Consider the following 22741-nt stretch of genomic DNA (forward strand, 5'->3'; position numbering starts at 1 on the left):
TCCACATTCCTGTTAGGACCGAGATTTGAGCTACCGCGACGTCCGTCGTGGTCCAGACCGCTGCTCCCGCGGCCTCACCCGTCCGCCGCTGGTCGCGCCCACCCCGGCGGCTGCGCTGAGCCTTACGGCTCTGGCGCCGTACGCACGACGGCGTGAACGCGGCGGTGCGCTCAGCTGACGCGAACCCGGGAAACCTGTCTCGAAAGGGACCCTGACTCCGAAAGGTCTCTAGATCCGTGGGTAGAGCGGGGTATAGCCGAAAGTACGGCGTGGACCGTCTTTGGCCGCTGTGGAAGGGCGGTGGCACGCCCATAGCTTGAGGTCGTGACTGCCGATCTGCGGACGCCACCAGCGGGACCCACCGCCCCGACCGCGCGGGCGTTGGGTCCCGACCTGGCGCGCGGCTTCATGCTGCTGTTCATCGCGCTGGCCAACTCGCACTACTTCCTGCGCGGCTCCCCGGTGCTGGGCGGCTACCCGCTGGACGGCTCCGCCGTCGACTCGGCGGTCGCGTGGCTGATCTCGACCTTCGTCGACGGCCGGGCGTTTCCGATGTTCGGGCTGCTGTTCGGCTACGGCGTCGCCCACATCGTGCGCCGCCAGGAGGGGCGCCGGCCGCGTGACGTGCGGCGGCTGCTGTGGCGGCGCGGCGCGGTGCTCGTCGTGGTCGGCCTGATCGACGCGATGCTGTTCTTCGTCGGCGACATCCTCACCGCGTACGGCGTGCTGCTGTTCGTCGGCGCCTGGATGGTGCGCTGGAAGGACCGCTGGCTGCTCCTGACCGGCATCCTGTTCTTCGTGCTCGTCTCGCTGCCGGGCGAAGGCTCGCTCGCGATCAGCCGCGAGGGCCCGGACGCGTCGATGCTGGCGAACGCGGACACGATGTTCGCCGACCGGCTGCCGGTGGCGCTGTTCGTCGCCTTGGGCGGACCCATCGGCTTCATGTGCCCGTTCGTGATCGGCCTGCTGGCCGGCCGCCGCCGCGTCCTGGAGGAGCCGGAGCGGCACCGCGCCCTGCTGACCGTCGCCGCCACGGTCGGGATCGGCGCCGCGGTGGTCGGCGCCCAGCCGCTGTCGCTGATCCACGCCGGCGTCCTGAGCATCCCGGACCGGTCGGCACTCGAACTGCTCGGCCCCCTGCACGACAGCACCGGCGTCCTGGGCGGCATCGGCTACGCGGCCCTGCTGTCGCTGATCGCGCTCCGGCTGCGCGACCGCCGCGGCGCGGTGGTCGAGGCGATCGCGGCCACCGGCCAGCGTTCGATGACCTGCTACCTGGCGCAGTCGCTGGTGTGGGCCGCGGTCTTCACGCCGTTTCTGCTTGACATGTCCGGCACGCTCACCGTCGCCGGCACCGCCCTCCTGGCGACCGCGACCTGGACCGTCACCGTCGTCCTCGCCGACCACATGCGCCGCGCCGGATACCGCGGCCCCTTCGAGGTCCTCACCCGCCGCGTCACCTACGGCCGCCGCTAACCACCCACGCCCTCACCGCCCCCAGGCGCCCCCAGCGCCCCAAGAGGGCAGCCCTCTTGGGGCGGGGCGGGTGCGGGGCGGGCGAATCCGCTTTGTAACTAACCTGGTGGCGTGAGTGTCGACCTGGTTCTGCTGCGCGGCGTCTCCTACCGGGGGCAGGAGGTCACCGGGCAGCGGATGCGGGGGCTGCTCGCGCTGCTCGCCGGCGACCTGCGCACCGGGTGCAGCACGAGCCGGCTCGTCGACGGGCTCTGGCCCGAGGAGCCGCCCGCCAACCCGGTCAAGGCGCTCCAGGTCCTCGTGTCGCGGGCGCGCTCGCAGCTCGGTGCGGGGCTGATCGCCAGCACTCCCACGGGATACCGGCTGGCCCTCGCCGAAGACCAGGTGGACAGCGGCGCGCTGCTGGTGCGCGCGGCGGCGGGCGCCCGCCAGCTGCGGGCCGGCGACCACGCGGCCGCGCTCGCGCACGCGGAGGCGGGCCTGGCGCTGTGGGACGGCGCCCTCGCGGACGGCGCCGGGCTCGACGACCCGGTGGGCGCGCTGCGGGTCGAGCGGATGGCGGCGTACCGGTCGCTGGTGCGCGCACGGGCGCTGGCGCTGGCCCGGCTGGGGCGGCACGCCGAGGCGGTCGACGCGCTCGCCGGGCTGGCCGCCGAGCTGCCGCGTGACGAGGAGGTGCTGCTGGAGCTGCTGCGCTGCGAGGCGGCCACCGCCGGGCCGCCGGCGGCGCTGGCCCGGTACGAGGCCTACCGCCGGTCGTTGCGCGACGAGCTGGGCACCGACCCGGGGGCGGCGCTGCGGGAGGCGCATCAGCGGCTGTTGCGGGGCGACGCGCCGGCCGTCCGGCGGGGTGTGGCGGCCGAGCCCAACCAGCTGTTGGGGCGCGACGAAGACCTGGCCGCGGTGGCCGCGATGGTGCGGCGGTCGCGGGTGACGTCGATCGTCGGGCCCGGCGGTCTGGGCAAGACCCGCCTCGCGAACGCGGTCGGCCGGGACGCCGAGCAGCGGGTGGTCCACGTCGTGCCGCTGGCCGGCGTCACCACCGACGACGACGTCGCCCGGCAGGTGGCCTCCGTGCTGGGCGCCGCGGAGCCCGAGCTGGCGTCCGCGCTGGGCACCGGACCCGCCCTGCTGGTCCTCGACAACTGCGAGCACGTGATCCGTGGCGTCGCCGAGCTTGTGCGCGAACTGGTGTCGGCGCTGCCCCAGCTGCACGTGCTGACCACCAGCCGCACGCCGCTGGGCCTGTCGTCGGAGTCGGTGTACGCGCTGCCGGAGCTGAGCCTGCCGGCGATGGTGGAGCTGTTCACGCAGCGGGCCAAGGCGGCCCGCCCCGGCGTCGACCTGCCCGCCGACACGGTGGCCGAGCTGTGCCGCCACCTGGACGGGCTGCCGCTGGCGGTGGAGCTGGCGGCGGCCCGGGTCCGGGTGATGACGGTGGCCGACATCGCCGCCCACCTCGACGACCGGTTCGGCCTGCTGCGCGGCGGCCCGCGGGACGCGCCGTCCCGGCACCGGACGCTGCACGCCGTCGTCGCGTGGAGCTGGGCGCTGCTCGACCCGGCCGGGCAGGCGGCGATGCGCGCGCTGTCGGTCTTCCCCGGCGGGTTCACCGCCGACGCCGGCCGGCACCTGCTCGGCGGCGACGTGCTGGACACGCTCGAAGACCTCGTCGACCAGTCGCTGCTCAAGGTGTTCGACACCGGTTACGGCGCGCGGTTCACGATGCTGGAGACGGTACGGGAGTTCAGCGCGGCGCAGCGGGCCGCGGCCGGCGAGGACGACGGTGTCGCCGCCGGTTTCCTCGACTGGGCGCGGGATTTCGGGTTGGCGCGGCACGACGCGGCGTTCGGGCCCGACCCGGCGTCTACTGTGGAGCAGGTCCGGGCCGAGCGGGACAACCTCCAGCTGGCGCTGCACCAGGCGGTCGCGCGGGCCGACGGCGCCACGGTGGCGGCGACGACCGCGGTCCTCGGCGCCCTGTGGCTGATCGAGTCGGACTACGCCCGGATGCTGGCGCTGACCAGCGAGTCAGCCTGGGTGCTGTCGCACTACCGGCCCGGCCCGGAGCTCGTGGAGGCGACCCGGACGGCGGCGACGCTGTGCACCGGGTTCACGTTCAGCGCCGAGGGGCCGCGGGCGGTCCGTTCGCTGGTGACGCTGCGCCGGCTCCCGCCCGCACCGCCGGACACCCTGGTCCGGGCCGCGGCGCTCGTGCTGGCGGCGGTGCCGGACCTGGTGGCGGCGGACCCGCGGCTCAAGGAGATGTGCGGCAGCGACGAGCCGCTGCTGGCCGGCATCGCCAACGCCGTCGCCGCCTACATGTGGGAGTACGAAGGCGATCCCGACCGCGCGCTGTCCACGGCCGAGCGCGCGCTCGCGGTCCTCCGCGTGCAGCCGGTGCCGTGGGCGCGGCTCGTCGCCCACGCCCGGGTCGCCGACCTGCACATGCAGGCCGGGCGGGGCGCGCTGGCCCTGCCCCACCTCGAGGCCGCGATGCGGATCCTGGACGACGTGGGCATCCAGCACGAGACGCTGGGCATCCGGCTCGGCATCGTGCTGGCCAACCTCCAGCGCGGCGCCATCGACCTGGCCGAGCGGCAGCTGGCCCTGGTCGAGCCGGATCAGCCCGAAGACGCGGTGGAGCTGCGCTCGTTCAACCTCGTCGTGCGCGCCGAGATCATGCTGGTCCGCGGCCAGAGCGAGGCGGGCCTGCGGGTGTGGCGGCGGATCGCCGGGATGGTGCGCGAGGCGGTGGAGCGTGACCACCTGCCCGGCATCGAGAGCTGGGCGCTGGAGGTGGAGGCGGCGGCCGTCATCGCCCACGTCCGGCACGGCAAGGTCGATCTCGTCGCACCGCTCGTCGCCGCGCTGCCGGCGCGGCTGTCCACGCTGCTGGCGGCGCTCGCCGCGAAACGGTCGTCCCTGACCGGCTTTCCGCTCGGCGGCGCGCTGCTGCTCGCACTGGCCACAGTGGACCTGGATCGGGGCGCGACCGCCTCCGGGATACGCCTGACCGCGCTGGCCGAGCGGTTCCACTACCTGCGTGGCTTCCGGCCTGCCATGTCGCCCGAGGAGGCACGCCGGACCGCCGAGCAGGCCGACAAGGCGGCGTACGCGGAAGCTGTCTCCACCTACGCCGCCGTGCCCCCCGACGAGCTGCCCGCGGCCGCCACGGCCGCGCTGCGGGAGCGACCTCAGGCCTGACGGTTGTACAGCCTCTTCGCCCACAGGTAGCTGAGCAGCGCGATCCCGACCGACCAGCCGACCGCGACGGCGGCGCTCGCCCCGATCCCGGTGCCGAGCAGCAGCCCGCGGACCGTCTCGATGTTCGGCGTGAACGGCTGGTACTCGGCGAACCAGCGCAGCCCCACCGGCATCGAGTCGGTGGGCACGAAGCCGCTGCCCAGGAACGGCAGGAACACCAGCGGCTGCGGGGTGTTGCTGGCGCTCTCCACGGTCTTCGCCGCGAGGCCCAGGGCCACCGTGAGCCAGGTGAGGGCGAAGGCGAACATCGCGAGGACGCCGACCGCGGCGAGCCACTCCACCACGGTCGCGTTCGGCCGGAACCCGATCGCGAGCGCGACGCCGACGACCGCCACGACGGCCACGAAGGTCTGCACCATCGCGCCGGCGACGTGGCCGGTCAGCACCGAGACGCGGGCGATGGCCATCGTCTTGAACCGGGCCACGATGCCCTCGGTCATGTCCATCGCCACGGATATCGCGGTGCCCATGGACACGGCGGCGACCGCCATCATGACGATGCCCGGGGTCACGTAGTCGACGTACGCGCCGCGACCGCCCGAACCGGTGCCCAGACCGTTGCCGAGCGTGCCGCCGAAGACGTACACGAACAGCAGCAGGATCAGCACCGGCACGGCCAGCAGCTGGAGGGTCAGCGCCGGATAGCGCCGCATGTGCGTGAGCTGGCGGCGCACCATGGTGGCCGAGTCCGCCAGCGCATAGGACATCGTGCTCATCGAACGGCCTCCATCTTCTTCTCCGTCAGGGACAGGAACACGTCGTCGAGGTCGGGGGTGTGCACGGTCAGCTCCGCCACCTCGATGGAGGCGTCGTCGAGCCGGGCCAGCAGTGCCCGCAGCGAGTGGACCGCCCCGTCGTGCGGCACCTGGAGCAGGAGCGCCTCGTCGTCGCGGCTCACCGCCCCGAGCGTGCGGGCGGCCAGGTCGAGCTCGGTGCGGTCGGCGAAGCGCAGGTTGATGTGCCCGCCGGGGATGCGGCGCTTCAGCTCGTCCGGCGTACCCTCGGCCACCACCCGGCCCTGGTCCAGCACGGCGATCCGGTCGGCGAGCTGGTCGGCCTCCTCCAGGTACTGCGTGGTCAGGAAGATCGTCACCCCGTCGGCCACGAGCTCCCGGATGATCTGCCACAGCTCGCGGCGGCTGCGCGGGTCCAGTCCCGTGGTCGGCTCGTCCAGGAAGATCACCCGCGGCGCGCCCACCAGCGTCATCGCCAGGTCCAGCCGCCGCCGCATGCCGCCGGAGTACGTGGCGGCCAGCTTGCCGCCCGCCTCCACCAGGTCGAGCCGCTCCAGCAGCTCCGCCGCCCGCCGGCGGCCCTCCCGCCGGCCCAGGTGGTGCAGGTCCGCCATCAGCCGCAGGTTCTCCTCGCCGGTCAGCAGCTTGTCGACCGCGGAGAACTGGCCGGTCATGCCGATCGCGGCGCGTACCGCGTCGGGCTCGCGGCGCACGTCGTGGCCGGCGACCTCGAACTCGCCCGCGTCGGCGCCGATGAGCGTGGACAGGATGTGCACGATCGTGGTCTTGCCGGCACCGTTCGGGCCGAGCAGCGAGAAGGTCGTGCCCGCGGCGACGGACAGGTCGATGCCGTCGAGCACCACCTTCTCGCCGTACGACTTGCGCAGCCCGCGCACCGCGATCGCGGGCCGGTTCAGGTTTGCTGTCATGCCCGAACGGTCCCCGGGCCCGGTTTCACCACGGCAACGCGACGGCTACGTCGCGCATATGCGGCGGGGCTGACCGCCAATGACAGGCGGATGCAAGACAAGAGTGCGGTTTCACATCGCAAGTGCGTGTGGCTAGGCTACCGCTGTGACGGTGTTTCGGATCGGTGAGGCCGCCGAGCTGCTCGGGGTCAGCGCGGACACGGTGCGCCGCTGGGTCGACGCGGGCCGGGTCGCCGCGGGCCGCGACGAGCACGGCCACCGGGTGATCGAGGGCGTCGACCTGGCCGCGTTCGTGCGTTCCGGCGCGGACGAGCGGCCCGAGGAGTCGTCGGCGCGCAACCGGCTGCGCGGCATCGTCACCGCCGTGGTCAAGGACACGGTGATGGCGCAGGTCGACATCCAGGCCGGGCCGTTCCGGTTGGTGTCGCTGATGAGCCGGGAGGCGGTCGACGACCTCGACCTGCGGGTCGGGTCGGTGGCCGTCGCGGTGATCAAGTCGACGACGGTCGTGGTGGAGCGCTCCGCCCCCGCCGTCGCACCCAGAGGGAGGACCAGCTCGTGAGGATCCTGTCCGCGCTGACCGCCGTGGCGCTGCTGGGCCTGGCCGGCTGCGGCGACGGTGACGCACCGGCGGCGCCGGCGGCCGCTCCCGGTGTCACGGGCGGCGTCACCGTCTTCGCGGCGGCGTCCCTGACCGAGTCGTTCGACCGGATCGGCGAAGACTTCGAGGCGGCCTATCCGGGGACGAAGGTGACGTTCAGCTACGCCGGCAGCTCGCAGCTGGCCACCCAGATCAACGAGGGCGCACCCGCCGACGTCTTCGCGGCCGCCTCCCCCGCCACCATGAAGACGGTCACCGACGCCGGCAACGGCGACGGCACCCCGGTCACGTTCGTGCGAAACCAGCTCGTCATCGCCGTGCCCGAGGGCAACCCGAAGGGCGTGACCGGCCTGGCCGACCTGACCCGGTCCGGGGTAAAGGTCGCGCTCTGCGCGGAGCAGGTGCCGTGCGGCGCCGCCGCGAAGAAGGCGCTGGACGCGGCCGGCGTCCAGCTCACCCCGGTGACGCTGGAGCAGGACGTCAAGCAGGCACTGTCCAAAGTGAAGCTCGGCGAGGTCGACGCGGCGCTGGTCTACCGCACCGACGCCAAGGCAGCGGCGTCCGATGTGGACGGTATCGAGTTTCCCGAGTCGGCCGGCGCCGTCAACGACTACCCGATGGTGGTGCTCGAAGACGCGCCCAACAAGGCGGCCGCGCAGGCGTTCGTCGCCTACGTGCGGTCGGACGAGGGCATGGCGGTGCTGACCGCGGCGGGGTTCCAGGCGCCGCGATGACCGTCGCCACGCCTCGCCGGGTCGCCGGGCGGGCGCCGCTGCCGCTCGTCGTGCCGGCCGGCCTGGGTCTGCTCTTCCTGGTGCTGCCGCTGGCCGGGCTGCTGATCAGGGCACCGTGGACCACGCTGCCCGAGCGGCTCACCGAGCCGGGCGTGCTCACCGCGCTGCGCCTGTCGCTCCAGACGGCCACGCTGGCCATGTTGCTCTGCCTGGTGCTCGGTGTGCCGCTCGCGTGGCTGCTCGCCCGAGTCGAGTTTCCCGGCCGCCGGGTGGTCCGCGCGCTCGTCACCGTCCCCCTCGTACTGCCACCGGTGGTCGGCGGTGTCGCGCTGCTGCTGGTCTTCGGCCGCCGCGGCATCGTCGGCGGCTGGCTCGACTCCACGTTCGGCGTCACGCTGCCGTTCACCACCACCGGCGTCGTGCTCGCCGAGGCGTTCGTGGCGATGCCGTTTCTCGTCATCGCCGTCGAGGGCGCTCTGCGCGGCGCCGACACCCGCTACGAGGAGGCGGCCGCGACGCTCGGCGCCGGCCGCTGGACCACCTTCACCCACGTCACCCTGCCGCTGGTCGCACCCGGTGTCGCCGCCGGGGCGGTGCTGTGCTGGGCCCGCGCGCTCGGGGAGTTCGGCGCGACCATCACCTTCGCCGGCAACTTCCCCGGCCGCACGCAGACCATGCCCCTCGCCGTCTACCTCGCGCTGGAGACCGACCTCCAGGCGGCGATCGTGCTCAGCCTCATCCTGCTCGCGGTGTCCGTCACCATCCTGGCCAGCCTGCGCGACAAGTGGATCACGAGCCCATGACCACCGGCCCCCTGCTGGACGCGCACCTCGTCGTCGACCGGGGTGGGTTCCGGCTCGACATCCGCCTCGCCATCGACGAGGGCGAGGTGGTCGCGCTGCTCGGCCCCAACGGCGCCGGCAAGACCACCGCACTGCGCGCGCTCGCCGGCCTCCAGCCCCTCACCGCCGGCTACATCACCCTCGAAGGGCTCGACCTCGACCGCCCGGACCGTCGCGTGTGGACACCGACCGAGCGCCGGCCGATCGGCGTCGTCTTCCAGGACTACCTGCTCTTCCCGCATCTGTCCGCATTGGACAATGTCGCGTTCGGCCCGCGCCGGCAGGGTGTCGGCCGCCACGACGCCCGCGCGCGGGCCGCCCGCTGGCTCGACCGCGTCGGCCTGGCCGACCACACCTCCCGCAAGCCCCGCCACCTCTCCGGCGGCCAGGCGCAGCGGGTCGCGCTGGCCCGCGCCCTCGCCGTCGACCCCGCGCTGCTGCTGCTCGACGAGCCGCTCGCCGCCCTCGACGCCCGCACCCGCCTCGACACCCGCGCCGAGCTGCACCGCCACCTGGCCGAACACCCCGGCGCCACCCTCCTGGTCACCCACGACCCGCTCGACGCGCTGGTCCTGGCCGACCGGCTCGTCATCGTCGAGCATGGCCGGGTGGTGCAGGAAGGCGACGCCGCCACCATCACCGCCCAGCCCCGCACCGACTACGTCGCCCGTCTCGTCGGCCTCAACCTCTACCGCGGCACCGCCGACGGGCACACCGTCCACGTCGGCGACGACTTCGCGCTCGCCACCGCCGACCGGCTCGACGGAGACGCCTTCGTCGCGTTCGCACCCGCCGCGGTCGCCCTGCACCCCGAGCGGCCCGACGGCAGCCCGCGCAACGTCTGGCCGGCCACCATCGCCGGCATCCAGCGCCACGGCGACAACCTGCGCATCCAGCTCGACGGCCCGATCGGCGTGGCCGCCGACATCACGCCGGCCGCCGCCGCCCACCTGCGGCTCGTCCCGGGCCAGCCGGTGTGGGTCGCGGTCAAAGCCGCCGAGACGCGCGCGTATCCCGCGGCCGGTTGACGGAGGGCCGTCAGTCCAGCGCCTCGAACATGTCGGTGAGCATCGGCGCCCCGGCCGGCCGCTCGGGCCGGGCGACGACCCACCACTCGCGGCTGACGAGCCGCTTCCAGCGCTCGAGGTCCGCCGGGTCGTCCGACATGACGTGGTGCTGGCTGCGGTGCTCGCCGAGGCCGGCGACGACCCGGTCGGCCACCGGCCGGCAGTCGACGGTGATGCCGATCTCCTCGTCCGGCACGCCGCGCATGTGGTAGGTCCGCGTCGGGTCGAAGACGAACAGCCCCATCGACGCCCGCTGTGCGTTCCACCGCCGGAAGACGGATTCGGGCAGCGCGCCGTGACACAGCCGCCGGAAGCCGCGGTCGGCCCGCGCCGCGAGCCGGTCAAAGGCGGTGTCGGTCGCGGCCCCGATCGCGATGTGGTCGGGATGCCCGAAGATGCCGTCCGGTCCGAACGTGGCCACCACGTCGGGCCGCTCCTCGGCCAGGATGGCGGCGACGCGGTCGGCCAGCTCCTCGGGCGGCACGCCGCTCACCGCCCCGTCCTCATAGCCCAGCCACTCGTGCCGGTCGGGCACCCGGCCGAGCGCCCGCCACGCCGCCTCGTCCTCGCCCCTCCGGATGGCGCCGAGCGTCTCCCGGGTCGCCGCGAACCCTTCCCGGATGTCACCGGCGCCGCCGTCGGTCGCGAGCACCAGCACAAACCTGAAGTCCGGGTCGTCGGCGTGCAGCGCGACCGTGCCGGCGATCCCATAGGCGTCGTCGTCGGGATGGGCGAAAACAGCGACAAGCGTTCGCGGCACCGCCGCATCATCCCACCCAAAACGTCGGATTTAGGCCGCGACACGTTTCCACACATTGACGCCCTCGAGAGATTTGAGCTACCGCGACGTTCGTCGTGGTCGCTGTCCGTTGCTCCCGCGGCCTCACCCGTCCGCTGTTGGTCGCGGTTACCAGTTGCTGTCGAGCTGCCCCGTTCGTGCGCCCGGCGGCGGCCGGTGGGCCGGCCTCGGATGCCCCTGTTTGCGATCTCGCCGCGTATTCGGCAGCGGGCATTGTGGGACAAACACCGCTGCACCGCGGGCCGCGCATCCGCCGAGCAACGGGCGACCGCGGCCAAACCCGAGGGCGAGCCGCGGGAGCGGACCAGACCACGGTCGACCTACGGTGAGTGGCAATGGTCTGGACCACGCAGGCGTCGTGGTAGCGCGGATCCCTTTGTTTTACCGGTGTTGGGGGTGAGCCATCGCCTCGGCCCGGGCGGGGCGGTGCACGGCGCGGGCGGGCAGGACACCTAGCGCGACCACCGCCGCGAAGCCGAACAGCAGGTAGTGGGCGGAGGTCAGCAGGTCTGGCGCGCCGAGGTTGACCAGCACGCCGGCGAGGGCGGCGCTGAAGGCGTTCGCGATGATGAGGACGGTGTTGATGCCGGCCGCGGCCTTGGCGCCCTCCTCCTCGCCGTCCGCGCTCGCCATCGCCGCCACCGTCAGGTGTGGGAAGGCGATGCCGATCCCGGCGCCGGCGGCGAAGAGCGTCGCGACCCATGCCGCTATCACCCAGCCGCCGGGCAGTTCGCGTTGGAGGGCGGCGTATCCGACCAGGCCGGCGGCCAGCAGCAGCGGGCCGGCGACGACGAGGGCGCGCACGGTGGTCGGGCGGGTCGCGTTCGCGGACCAGATCTGGTTGAGCGACCAGCCCAGCGACAGCGCGGCGCCGAGGAAGCCGGCGGCCAGTGGGCCCATGCCGCCCAGCTCCTGGCCGAACAGCGGGATGAACGCCTCGGTGCCGATGCCAAACGCGAGCACGCCGACCGTCACGTACACCCACACCAGGCGCGAGCCGGGCGCGAACGTCACCGCGGGCAGCACGCGCGTGCGCGCCGTGCGTTCGTGCCGCAGGAACCACGCCACCAGGCCGGCACCGGCGGCGAGCGCGGCCGCCGTCGCGAGTCCTTGCGGCAGCACGCTCGCGAGGCTGACCGCGGCGACGGCGGCGGTGAGCAGTGCCAGCGAGGGAACGGGGACCCGCGCGTCGGTGCGGTTGCGGCCGGTGTCCGGGATCACGCGGCGGACCAGCAGCGTCAGTGCGAGGGCGACCACCACGAGTACGACAAACGCCGGCCGCCACGCACCGAACTGACCGAACAGTCCGCCGACGGCCGGGCCGGCGACGTTGCCGACGCCCCACATCGCGGACACGAGCGCGGCACCGCGGGCCCACAGCCGTTCCGGGAGCGCGCGCTGGGTCAGCGCGTAGCCCAGGCCGGCCAGGAGCCCGCCGCCGAGGCCCTGGATCGCGCGCCCGACCAGCAGCACGGCCATCGACGGGCTCAGCGCGCTGACCGCCGATCCGGCCGCGAAGAGCAGGAAAGCCAGCGTGTACGCGGAGACGGCGCCGCGGGTCGTCAGCGTGCGGCTCACCAACATCGACGTGATCACCGAGGCGACCAGGAACGTGGTCATCGTCCAGGCGTAGTAGTCGGCGCCGCCGATGTCGTCGACGATCGTGGGTAGCAGGCTCGTCGTCAGGTAGACGTTGCTCGCCTCGAGCAGCACGCCACCGGCCAGCACGGTCGCGACCGGCGCGAAGCGCGGGCCGAGCAGCTCCCGCCAGCTACCGGGCTGTTCCATCGTCGATCGGGTCACGGCTCTGAACGTAGGACCTCAACCTCGCTTCAGGTCTAGCCGCGCGTTAAATGCCGCGCGTCACACCGCTCGACCGGGTTGAATCCGGATACATGACGCTACCCGCTGGATGGACCATCCGCCGGCCGACGCTCGACGACGTCGCCGAGATCCTGGCTCTGGTGCACGCGAGCGACCTGGCCGCCATGGGCGAGCCCGACTTCAGCGCCGACGACGTGCGGGAAGCCCTGGTGGGCAGCGCCTACATCTCCCCCTCGCGCGACTCCTTGCTCGCGTACGCGCCCGACGGCGCGCTCGGCGGCTGGGCCTACCTGGAAAACGACAACGGGGGCGACCACGAGTTCGTCGAGGTGTACACGCATCCGGAGACCGGGCAGGCGGCGCAGGCGCCGCTACTCGCGCTCACGCTCGCCCGGGTGGCGGAGCGGGCCCGCGAGTTCGGCCACGCCGCGATGACCGTGCGGGCCGGCGCGATCCCTACGGAAAAGGGGTACATCGCGACGCTGCGCGACGCCGGGTTCGAGTTCGTCAAGCGGTACGCGCGGATGCAGCGCTCCCTCGCGGACGTGCCGGCCACGCCGCCGCCCACGCCCGACGGGGTGTCGATCCGGCCGGTCGACCCGGGCGACGACGGCGACATGCGGCTGTTCCACCGGATCCTCGACACCGCGTTCCGGGACACGCCGGACTACCGGCCCCGCACGTACGAGCAGTGGCGCGAATGGGTCGACGGCCAGCCCTCGGTGGCCTGGGACGAATGGCTCGTGGCCACCGCCGACGGCACGCCCGCCGGCATCCTCCAGTCCTCCAACCAGTCCCTTGAGGACGATGAGGGCTGGGTCAAGATGCTGGCCGTGGCGCGCGAGCACCGCCGCCGTGGCATCGGAGAGGCGTTGCTGCGCCGGGCGTTCGCGCTCTACGCGGCCAAGGGCCGGGCGAACGTCGGGCTCGGCGTCGACCTGGAAAACCCCACCGAGGCGGCCCGCCTCTACCACGCGGTGGGCCTGACAGCGGTGTACGAGGCCGACATGTTCGAGCGGACGGTGACCGCGGCCTGAGCCCGGCCTCGGACAGCGCGGCGCCGGGCCCTTGACGGGGGCGGGCGGCGTGGTTGACACTGCCCAAACCGGAAATCGATGTTCACGCTAACAGCAGGACGGTCGACATGCGCGTTCTCGTTGCCACCGTCGTGGCGGCGGCTGCCCTCGTCACGGCGCCGCCCGCCGCTCGGGCCGCCGACGTCACGGACGGTCTCGCGCTCTGGTACAAGCTGGACGCCACCTCCGGCAGTGCCGCAACCGACTCGTCCGGGCACGGCCGGCACGGCACGGTCAACGGCACCGCGGCCTGGGGCGACGGGCTCGGCTTCAACGGCACCGACACCTACGTGCGGCTGCCCGACAACGTCGTGGGCGGGCTCGACTCGATCACCGTCGCGATGGACGTCTTCGTCGACCCGGCTCAGGCCACGCCGTACTTCATCTACGGCTTCGGAAACTCCAGCGGCGCCAACGGCAACGGCTACCTCTTCGCCACCGGCGACCAGCTGCGCACCGCGATCGCCTCCGGAAACTGGTCGACCGAGCAGAACACCCGGCCCGCCGCCGGCCGCAACCTCTTCCGCGGCGCATGGAAACACCTCGCCTACACGCAGACCGGCACCACCGGCGTGCTGTACGAAGACGGCGTGGAGGTCAGCCGCAACTCCAGCGTCACCATCACGCCCGGCTCGATCGGCGCCGGCCTCACCACGGCAAACTACATCGGTCGCTCGCTCTACTCCGGCGACCGCTACTTCCGCGGAAAGGTCCGTGACTTCCGGGTGTACGAGCGGGCCATCAGCGCCACCGAGGTCGACCAGCTCGCCACCCCGGCCAACACCCGCGCGGTCGCCGACGACACCGCGGCCCTGAGCCTGGGCGACACCAGCGGCGTCACCGGCGACCTCGCGCTGCCGGCCACCGGCCGCTACGGGTCGCGCATCACCTGGGCCAGCAGCGACACCTCAGTGGTGTCGGAGACCGGTGCCGTCAGCCGGCCGCCGGCGGGCGGCCAGGACGCGCGGGTCACGCTCACCGCCACGCTGACCCGGGGCGGGGTCAGCGACACCAAGACGTTCGAGGTGACCGTGCTCGCCGACTTCGACGACGCCACGAAGGTCGCCCGCGCCGCCGCGGCGCTCACCGTGCACAACCTCGACGACGTACGCGGAAACCTCACGCTCCCGGCGGGCGGCGACTACGGCACCGCCGTCACGTGGTCGTCGGACCGGCCCGACGTCGTCTCGCCGACCGGCGAGGTGCACCGTCCGGCCGCCGGCGCGCCGGCCGCCTCGGTGCGCCTCGTCGCGACGGTGACGCTCAACGGGGCCGAGACCGCGCGCACGTTCACCGCCGTGGTGCCGCCACTGCCACCCCGGCAGGACCTCAAGGGGTACATGTTCAGCTACTTCACCGGTGAGGGCACGGCCAACGGCGAGCAGGTCTACTTCGGACTGAGCCACGGCAACGACCCGCTGCGCTGGCGTGAGCTCAACGGCGGCGAGCCGGTGCTCACCTCCACCCTCGGCGAGAAGGGGCTGCGCGACCCGTTCATCATCCGCTCGCCGGAGGGCGACAAGTTCTACCAGATCGCCACCGACCTGCGGATCTTCGGTAACGGCGACTGGGACGCGGCGCAGCGGACCGGCAGCAAGTCCATCATGGTGTGGGAGTCGACGGACCTCGTGCACTGGACCGACCAGCGGCTCGTGAAGGTCTCCCCCGACACCGCCGGCAACACGTGGGCGCCGGAGGCATACTACGACGAGAGCCTCGGCGCGTACGTGGTCTTCTGGGCGTCGAAGATCTACGCGGCGAACGACCCGGGCCACACCGGCGACACCTACAACAAGATGATGTACGCGACGACGCGCGACTTCCACACCTTCAGCGAGCCGAAGGTGTGGGTCGACCCGGGATACTCGGTCATCGACTCCACTGTGGTCAAACACGGCGGCACGTACTACAGGTTTACCAAGGACGAGCGAAACAACACCTCCAGCACCCCGTGCAGCAAGTTCGTCCTGGAGGAGAAGTCGACGACGCTGCTCGACCTGAGCTGGAGCTTCGTGGCCGACTGCATCGGCAAGGGCTCGATCAGCCAGGGCGAGGGCCCGACCATCTTCAAGTCCAACACCGAAGACAAGTGGTACCTGTTCGTCGACGAGTTCGGCGGGCGGGGCTACATCCCGTTCGAGTCGACCGACCTGGAGTCCGGGGTCTGGACGATGTCGACGGGCTACAGCCTGCCGTCGCGGCCCCGGCACGGCACGGTGCTGCCGGTGACCCAGGCCGAGTACGACCGGCTCCTGCGCGCCTACGCGGCGGACCAGCTCGTGGAAAGCGTCGAAGACGTGGCCGTGCGGACCAAGGTGGGCACCGCGCCGGTCCTGCCCGCGACCGTGGTGGCCCGGTACGCCGACGGCGTGTCCCGCCCGGCCGCGGTGACCTGGGACGCGGTGCCGCCGGCGGCGTACGCGAAGCCGCGCACGTTCACCGTCGGCGGCGCGGTCGCCGGCAGCGACACGGTGCGCGCCACGGCCACCGTCACGGTGACCCGGCGCGCGCCGGAGACGCCGAACGACCTGGTGGTCCACTACAAGTTCGACGAGACGGACGGGCGCGTCGCGCGTGACTCCTCCGGCCACGGCTACCACGGCACGTACGCCCGCCCGCCCGCGTGGGGCGCCGGTGTCCACGGTGGATCGTTCGTCATGTCAGGTGGAGCCAGCTCGCCGTACGTCAGCATTCCGAACGGCGTGCTGAAGGACGCCGACAGCGTCACGGTCTCCGCGTACGTCAAGTGGCCCGCGTCCACGACCGTCAACCAGTGGCTCTTCGGGCTCGGGCCGGACAGCGACAAGTACCTGTTCGTCTCGCCGTCCAACGGCAGCCGGGCGTTCTACTCCGCCATCACCACCGGCAGCTGGCAGGCCGAGTCGAAGCTGAGCGGGTCGGCGTTCCCGTCCGGCAGCTGGCAGCACGTCGCCGTAGTGGTCGACGGGGCGGCCCGCGCCGCCACCCTGTACCTGAACGGCGTGCCCGTGGCGCGCGCGGCAGACGTGCCGGCGAAGCCCGCCGACCTGTACGACCCGGCCAAGCCGTACTCCGGCTACATCGGACGGTCGCTGTACGGCGCCGACCCGTACTTCGCCGGCGAGGTCGACGACTTCCGGATCTACCGCCGGGCGCTGCCGACGTCGGAGGTGCTGGAGCTGGCCGGCAACACCACCGGGATCGCCGCGGTCACGCTGCCGGAGCTGAAGGTCGACGCGCTCGTCGACGACGCGGCGAGCCGGGTGGTGCTGCCCGTCAAGCCCGGCACCGATCTGCGTGCGCTGGCGCCGCACTTCGTGCTGGCCCGGGGTGCGAAGATCAGCCCCAAGTCGGGGAAGGTGCGCGACTTCCACAAGCCGGTCACGTACACGGTGACCGGCTCCGACGGCCGCAGTCGCACGTGGACAGTGACCGCCACGGTGATGCGCAGCCCGGTGCTGCCGGGCCTCTACGCCGACCCGAACATCGCCTACCTCGACGGCCGCTACTACATCTACCCCACCACGGACGGCTTCGCCGGGTGGAGCGGCACCCAGTACAAGGCGTTCTCCTCGACCGACCTGGTGCACTGGGAGGACCACGGCGTCGTGCTCGACCTCGGCCCGGACGTCACCTGGGCGGACAACAGCGCCTGGGCACCGGCGGTAGCGGCGCGAAACGGCAAGTACTACCTCTACTTCAGCGGCGGCATGGCCACCGGCGACACCCGCAAGCACCTGGGCGTGGCGGTCGCCGACTCCCCCACCGGCCCGTTCCACGACGCGCTGGGACGCCCGCTCGTCCCGGCCGGCACCTACAGCGGCCAGATGATCGACCCCGCGGTCTTCACCGGCCAGGATGGACAGTCCTATCTGTACTGGGGCAACGGCAACTCCTACCAGGTGCCGCTCGACGACGACATGGTGTCGTTCGACCCGGCGCGGGTCCGCACGTACCACCCCGCGAACTACAACGAGGGCTCGTTCGTGGTCGAGCGTGACGGCGTCTACTACTTCATGTGGTCGGAAAACGACACCCGCGACGAGAACTACCAGGTGGCGTACGCGACCGGCGACTCCCCACTCGGCCCGTGGAGCGAACGCAAGGGCGTCATCCTCCAGAAGGACCTCGCGCTCGGCATCAAGGGCACCGGCCACCACTCGATCATCCAGGTGCCGGGCACCGACGAGTGGTACATCGTCTACCACCGCTTCGCGATCCCCGGCGGCGACGGCACGCACCGGGAGACCACGATCGACCGGCTCGAGTTCGACGCGGACGGCGCCATCGAGAAGGTGGTGCCCACACTGGAGAGCATCGACCCGGTGGTCAACCTGGCACCCACCATCACACAGGCGGCCGGACCGGTCGGCCCGGTCGCGCTCGGGGCGGAGGTCACGGTGACCGCGGGCTTCGCCGACGGCAACCGTGCCGACCGGCACGCGTGCACAGTGGACTGGCAGGACGGCCGCGTCTCGGCCGGCACCGTCACCACCGGCACGTGCACGGCGTCCCGCGTCTACGAGACGGCCGGTGTCTACCGCCCGACGGTCACGGTCACCGACGGCCGCGGCGGCACGGCCACCACCGCCGCCGGGTACACCGCCGTCTACGACTCCGGCACGCCACACGTCGCCGCCGCCGGCGTGATCGACCCGCGCGGCTGCGGCGAGGCGTTCGGCCTGGCGGCCGGCACGGCGGCGGGCCCGGCCCCGATCGCGCTCCGGCTAGCCTTCCGCGGCAAGGAGTTCGCCGCCACGTCGTACGACCGGCTCGCACTCACCCGCACCCGCGCGGAGTACCGCGGCACCGGCACGATCGACGGCGCCGGCGGCTACGCCTACACGGTGACGCTCACCGAGGCCGGCCGCGTCACCGTGACCCTCACCGACGCCCGCACCGGCCGCACCGTCCACGAGGCCCGCGGCCCCCTGACGGGAGGCGTCGTCATCGCCCGCTGAAGTCCAGATTTGCCCACGTCCGCGCCAGTTGCGAACGGCATGCGCGGGGTTCCCCGGGGAAACGTGGAGCGCCGCGGAGCGTCTTCTTGGAGTGTTTCCCGCGGGCACCGCTCGCGGACGGGCGAGGTCGTGGCCCCGCTGTCCACTCGCACCACCGACCCCAGCAAGATCTGTCAGCTTCAGGCCGCCGCGGCGACGTGGGATTGAACGGCGGACCCGGCTCCCCTCCGGAAGCTCCGCTAGGGACGGATCCGTGCGGTCTTGATGAACGGCGCCCTGGAAACTGGCCCCGACAACGCAAGGCCAGTCACCTGGAGGCAACATGAGAACACGGGTTTCGCGCCTGCTGTTGGGCTCCGCGGTCGTCGCGGCCGGGGTCCTGGGCACGGCCAGCGCGGCGCACGCGGTGCCCACCGGCTGCTCGTTTCTGACCGGGCAGCCGGCGGACACGGCGGCGGTGCAGTGCACGTCCGGCACGGGGGAAGTGCGCGTGGTGGTCGAGTGCACCATCTTCCCGCCCGGCCGGGATCCGATCAGCACCCTGCACCTCGGTCGGTGGGTCGGCGTCGGCGCGATCTCCAGGGCCGAGTGCCGCGGCGGTCCCGTCCTCACGGACCGCTGGTTCGAGGTGCGCTGAGGATCAGTTGGCGCAGATCAGCTGTGCCCGCACCCACCACGTGCCGGATGTGGCGTTGTTTTCGTACGCCTGCACGTGCGATGTGAGCGGCAGCGCCGGGGTGGTGAGCCGCATCTGGTCGACCACGATGTCGCCGAGGTCGGCGGCGGTGTTGGCGCCGGCCACCATCCCGGCGCCGTGCGCGCGGGTGCCGGTCAGGCACTGGGCGTCCTCGTCCTTCGGCGAGGCGGAGCTCTGCTCGAAGCCCTGCGTCTGGCGCATCGCCATGGTCGGTGCCGGCGGCCCGCAGACGGCGTACGCCGTGATGCCCCAGCCCGCCGCCGGGATGGTGGCGCTCCGGTCGAAGGTGGCCGCCACCGTCACTCCCTTGTGGGCGGTGTCGAGGACGACGCTGTTGACGAACGCGTTGCCCGCCGCGCCGTCGAGGAAGAAGCCGCCGCCGTAGGCCTGGCCGCTCGCGCACTCGACGCGGGCGCTCTGGCTGCGGTTGGTGCTCTTGGCGACCTGCTTGAGCTCGCGGTGCATGCCCTCCACGTGCGGGCCGCAGATCGCCTGCGCGACCACCGACCAGGCCGTGGTGAGGCCCGCGTCGGCGTCGCGGTGGCGGCCAGCAGCGCGAGCGCCCGGCGTCTACTCGGTTTGGGGTTCATCCGTCCATCGTGGATGAGTGGCTTCATCGATCCGGCATGACATCGTTCATCGCCGCCAGGACGGTCCGGGCGCGCTCCTGGAGTATCCGTAACCCGATGCGATCGGCCGCGGTGAGCGCGCGCCGGCCGTACTCGACGGCCTGCTCGCTGCGGCCGAGGCCGTGACTTGCCGCGGCGAGGCCGATGAACGCCTCGATATGTGGGTAGCGTTCCTGGTCCGTGCCTGCCCGCTCCAGTGCCCGCCGGTGCAGCGCGATCGCCTCGCGGTCCTGGTGGAGGCGGTGGTGGACGGAGGCCAGCGTGTTGAGCGCGTCCACCTCGATCCGGATGTCGCCGAGCTCGCGGGCGTGGGTGAGTGCGGCGTGGGCCAGGTCGAGCGCCCGCCGGGGTGCGCCGCGATCGCGGTGCACCTCGGCCAGATCGCGCAGGGTGGTCGCCTCCACGCCGCGGTCGCCGATCTCCCGGGCGATCGTGAGGGCCCGGCTGAGATGGTCGAGCGCCTCGTCGAGCCGGCCGGCGGCGTGGCAGATCAGGCCGAGCGCGTCCAGCGACGCGGCCTCGCCCTCGCGCGATCCGGCCCGCCGGCGCAGGTTTACCGCCTGGGCGGCCGACTCGATGGCCTCGGGGAGCCGGCCGAGGTACCAATAGGTGCGGGCGAGGTGGTGGAGGGTGAGGGCCTCGCCGTTGAGCCAGCCGCCCCGCCGGTAGAGGGCCAGTACCCGCTCGTAGACCTGGGGAGCCTCTTCGATCTTGCCGGAGTCCCGGTACGCCGTGGCGAGTACCCCGAGGGCGGTGGCCTGGCCCTGCACCCAGCCGGCGCGTTCGGCGAGGGTGAGTGCCCTGAGGCAGAGCTCGATCGATTCCGGGTACCGGTACTCGCGGTGTTCGAGGTTGCTGAGGGTCAGCAGCAGGATGGCCCGTGCGCGGAGGTCGTCCTCGGCCTCGGTGGCGCGGAGCCCGGCCCGTGTCGCGCGGGCCAGGTCGACCGAGTGCAGGCGCAGCAGGAAGTAGCCGCGCAGCGTGTCGGCGAGCAGCCAGGCGGTCGGCCGGGGCCCGTGCTCGGCGGTGTACACGATCACGGCGACCAGGTTGGCCCGCTCGGCGTCCAGCCAGGCGAGTGCCGCCTTGTCCGAGGCGAAGTCGGGGCCGGGTACGTCGACGGGCGGCACGGGCAGGCGGAGGCGGTCGGGGTAGAGCAGCTTCGCCGCGGCGTCGGCGCCCGCCAGGTACCAGTCGAAGAGCCGCCGCAGCGCCGCCTGCCGCGCCTCGGCGGTGTCCTCGACCCGCGACCGGCCGGCCGCGTACTGGCGGAGCAGGTCGTGACTGGTGTAGCGGCCGGCCCGGTGCTCGGTGGACAGATGCGCGGCGGCGAGCCGTTCCAGGAGGCGGCCGGCCGCCTCCGCCGTGGTGCCGGCGAGCGCGGCGGCGGCGTCTGCGGTGAGGTCGGGCATCGGCGCCAGGCCGGCGAGCCGGAAGAGGCGCCCCGCGTCCGGCGCCAGCGCCCGGTAGGACAGCTCGAAAGCGGCCCGCACACCGGACTCCTCGTCATCGGCCTCCAGTGTGGACAGCGGGTCGCGGCGCAGCTCGGCGACGAGGTCTTCGACCCGCCACTCTGGATGGTCGAGCAGCGTGGCCGCGGCGAGGCGCAGCGCGAGCGGCAGGTAGGAGCACATCCGGGCCAGCTCGGTGGCGGCGCCGGGCTCGGCCGCCATCCGTTCGCCGCCGACGATCCGCTCCACCAGCAGCTGCGCCTCGTCGGCGCCGAGCACGTCGAGGCTCAGCCGCCGGGCGCCGTCGCGGGCGGACAGGCCGGACAGCCGGTGCCGGCTGGTGACCAGCACCAGGCACCCCGGGCTGGCCGGCAGCAGCGGGCGGACCTGCGCGGGCTCGGCCGCGTTGTCGAGCAACACGAGCACGCGGCGTTCGGCCAGCAACGAGCGGTAGCGGGCGGCCGCGGTGCTCTCCTCCGCCGGGATGTCGCCGGCCGGCACGCCGAGGCCGGTCAGAAACTGCGCCAGCGCGTCGATCGGCCGCACCGGCTCGCTTTCGGCGTGGCCGCGCAGGTCGACGTAGAGCTGCCCGTCCGGGAAGCGTTCGGCGACCCGGTGTCCCCAGTGGACCGCCAGCGCGGTCTTGCCGATGCCGGCCGTGCCGGTGATCGTCGAGATCACCATCGCGGTCTCCCGGCGGTCGCCTCCGGGCAGCAGCTCGTCGAGCTGCTTGAGGTGCTCGCGGCGACCGGTGAACCCGGCCACGTCGGCGGGGAGCTGGCGGGGAGTCGGCGCGGCCGGTGCCGGCGCGACCGTGGTGTCGTTGTTGAGGATCGCGGTGAACTGCCGCTGGAGCGCGGGTGCCGGGTCGAGCCCCAGCTCTTCGGCGAGAAGGGTCCGCAGCTGGTGGTACACCTGAAGGGCGTCGGCCTGCCGGCCGCCGCGGTGCAGCGCGAGCATGAGCTGCCCGACAAGCCGCTCGCGGAGCGGGTTGGCCGCCACGAGCTCGGTGAGGTCGCCGACCACCTCGTCGTGGCGACCGAGCCGCAGCTCCAGCTCGCAGCGCTGCTCGATCGCCGTCAGCCGTTGCTCGTCCAGCCGCGCCGCCGCCGCCTCGACGGCCTGACCGGCCAGGCCCAGCAGCGCCGGCCCCCGCCACAGCCGGAGCGCCGACCGCAGCGCGTCGACCGCCTCGGCGAGCCGGTCGTCGGCGGCCAGCGCCGCCGCCCTCGCGACCCCGTCTTCGAAGACCTGGGAGTCGAGCTCACCGGGCCGCGGCTGGGCCCGGTAGCCACGGCCGTCGGCGACGATCGTGGCGCCGGCCTCCCCCAGCTGGCGGCGCAGCGCCGAGATGTCGTTTTGCACCTGCCGCCGCGCGGTGGCGGGCGGGCGCCCGTCCCAGATGGCGTCGATCAGGTGGTCGAGCGAGACCACCTGATCCGGATGGGTCAGCAACATCGCGAGCAGCGTGCGCGGCCGGCGGCCGCCCAACGCCACCGGGCCCGCTTCGCCGATCACTTGCAGCGGCCCCAGGATGCGGAACTCCACCCACTGCCCTCCGGGTCAGTGCCTGCCGTCCCAATGACGGACATCACTGTACAAGTGGGCGATGGTGAATGGGTAACCCGATCAACAGCCGCCCCGGATGCCGGGCGTTCGGGTGCCCGGCATCCGG

At 73.0% G+C, this 22741-nt stretch carries 15 protein-coding genes; 9 read left to right on the top strand and 6 right to left on the bottom strand.

The features are described from left to right. Positions 1–324: 324 nt before the first annotated feature. Both AC5L36_RS06960 and AC5L36_RS06965 read left to right on the top strand, forming a co-directional pair. Positions 325–1476: a DUF418 domain-containing protein gene (locus AC5L36_RS06960; protein ID WP_441220763.1), complete on the top strand. Its 1152-nt coding sequence runs from the start codon at positions 325–327 to the stop codon at positions 1474–1476. A gap of 111 nt (positions 1477–1587) precedes the next feature. Next, entirely contained in the window at positions 1588–4683 is a 3096-nt protein-coding gene (locus AC5L36_RS06965; protein WP_441220764.1) for an ATP-binding protein, read from the top strand. Here AC5L36_RS06965 and AC5L36_RS06970 read toward each other — a convergent pair. Together AC5L36_RS06970 and AC5L36_RS06975 are read right to left on the bottom strand one after the other, a co-directional pair. Next, entirely contained in the window at positions 4674–5459 is a 786-nt protein-coding gene (locus AC5L36_RS06970) for an ABC transporter permease (protein ID WP_441220766.1), read from the bottom strand. The two genes, AC5L36_RS06965 and AC5L36_RS06970, sit on opposite strands and share 10 nt — an antisense overlap. Beyond that, entirely contained in the window at positions 5456–6406 is a 951-nt protein-coding gene (locus AC5L36_RS06975; protein WP_441220768.1) for an ATP-binding cassette domain-containing protein, read from the bottom strand. The genes AC5L36_RS06970 and AC5L36_RS06975 overlap by 4 nt, the downstream gene beginning before the upstream one ends. A gap of 145 nt (positions 6407–6551) precedes the next feature. Here AC5L36_RS06975 and AC5L36_RS06980 point away from each other — a divergent pair, with 145 nt between their 5' ends. Genes AC5L36_RS06980 through AC5L36_RS06995 form a run of 4 tightly spaced genes read left to right on the top strand, consistent with a single transcriptional unit; the run spans position 6552 to position 9611 of the window. After that, a complete protein-coding gene (locus AC5L36_RS06980; protein ID WP_441220770.1) occupies positions 6552–6968 on the top strand; it encodes a TOBE domain-containing protein in 417 nt (138 codons plus the stop codon). Further along, positions 6965–7741, top strand: a complete 777-nt coding sequence (gene modA, locus AC5L36_RS06985; RefSeq protein WP_441220772.1) for a molybdate ABC transporter substrate-binding protein — start codon at positions 6965–6967, stop codon at positions 7739–7741. Before AC5L36_RS06980 ends, modA begins: the two co-directional genes overlap by 4 nt. Beyond that, complete coding sequence (locus tag AC5L36_RS06990; protein WP_441220774.1) at positions 7738–8544, top strand: ABC transporter permease; 807 nt, start codon at positions 7738–7740, stop codon at positions 8542–8544. Before modA ends, AC5L36_RS06990 begins: the two co-directional genes overlap by 4 nt. Further along, positions 8541–9611 carry an ABC transporter ATP-binding protein gene (locus AC5L36_RS06995; RefSeq protein WP_441220776.1) on the top strand — a complete coding sequence of 357 codons (1071 nt, stop codon included), beginning with the start codon at positions 8541–8543 and terminating at the stop codon, positions 9609–9611. The genes AC5L36_RS06990 and AC5L36_RS06995 overlap by 4 nt, the downstream gene beginning before the upstream one ends. Positions 9612–9621: 10 nt before the next feature. Here AC5L36_RS06995 and AC5L36_RS07000 read toward each other — a convergent pair whose 3' ends face one another. Both AC5L36_RS07000 and AC5L36_RS07005 read right to left on the bottom strand, forming a co-directional pair. Next, positions 9622–10410 carry a PIG-L deacetylase family protein gene (locus tag AC5L36_RS07000; RefSeq protein ID WP_441220778.1) on the bottom strand — a complete coding sequence of 263 codons (789 nt, stop codon included), beginning with the start codon at positions 10408–10410 and terminating at the stop codon, positions 9622–9624. Positions 10411–10830: 420 nt separating this feature from the next. Further along, positions 10831–12252, bottom strand: coding sequence for an MFS transporter (locus AC5L36_RS07005; protein ID WP_441220780.1), 1422 nt, complete (start codon positions 12250–12252; stop codon positions 10831–10833). A gap of 92 nt (positions 12253–12344) precedes the next feature. Here AC5L36_RS07005 and AC5L36_RS07010 point away from each other — a divergent pair, with 92 nt between their 5' ends. The 3 genes from AC5L36_RS07010 (at position 12345) to AC5L36_RS07020 (ending at position 18926) form a co-directional block, all read left to right on the top strand. After that, positions 12345–13310 (top strand): GNAT family N-acetyltransferase, encoded by a 966-nt coding sequence (locus tag AC5L36_RS07010; RefSeq protein WP_441220782.1) that lies wholly within the window; start codon positions 12345–12347, stop codon positions 13308–13310. Positions 13311–13417: 107 nt separating this feature from the next. Further along, a complete protein-coding gene (locus AC5L36_RS07015; protein WP_441220784.1) occupies positions 13418–18289 on the top strand; it encodes a family 43 glycosylhydrolase in 4872 nt (1623 codons plus the stop codon). Between the two features lie 322 nt (positions 18290–18611). Then, positions 18612–18926, top strand: a complete 315-nt coding sequence (locus AC5L36_RS07020) for a hypothetical protein (protein WP_441220786.1) — start codon at positions 18612–18614, stop codon at positions 18924–18926. Between the two features lie 3 nt (positions 18927–18929). On the opposite strand, the gene AC5L36_RS07025 is transcribed toward AC5L36_RS07020, so the two are convergent. Together AC5L36_RS07025 and AC5L36_RS07030 are read right to left on the bottom strand one after the other, a co-directional pair. Beyond that, positions 18930–19490 (bottom strand): hypothetical protein, encoded by a 561-nt coding sequence (locus AC5L36_RS07025; protein WP_441220787.1) that lies wholly within the window; start codon positions 19488–19490, stop codon positions 18930–18932. Between the two features lie 109 nt (positions 19491–19599). Continuing rightward, complete coding sequence (locus tag AC5L36_RS07030; protein ID WP_441220789.1) at positions 19600–22614, bottom strand: AfsR/SARP family transcriptional regulator; 3015 nt, start codon at positions 22612–22614, stop codon at positions 19600–19602. Positions 22615–22741: the final 127 nt, after the last annotated feature.

The organism is Phytohabitans sp. LZ39 (genome assembly GCF_059359075.1).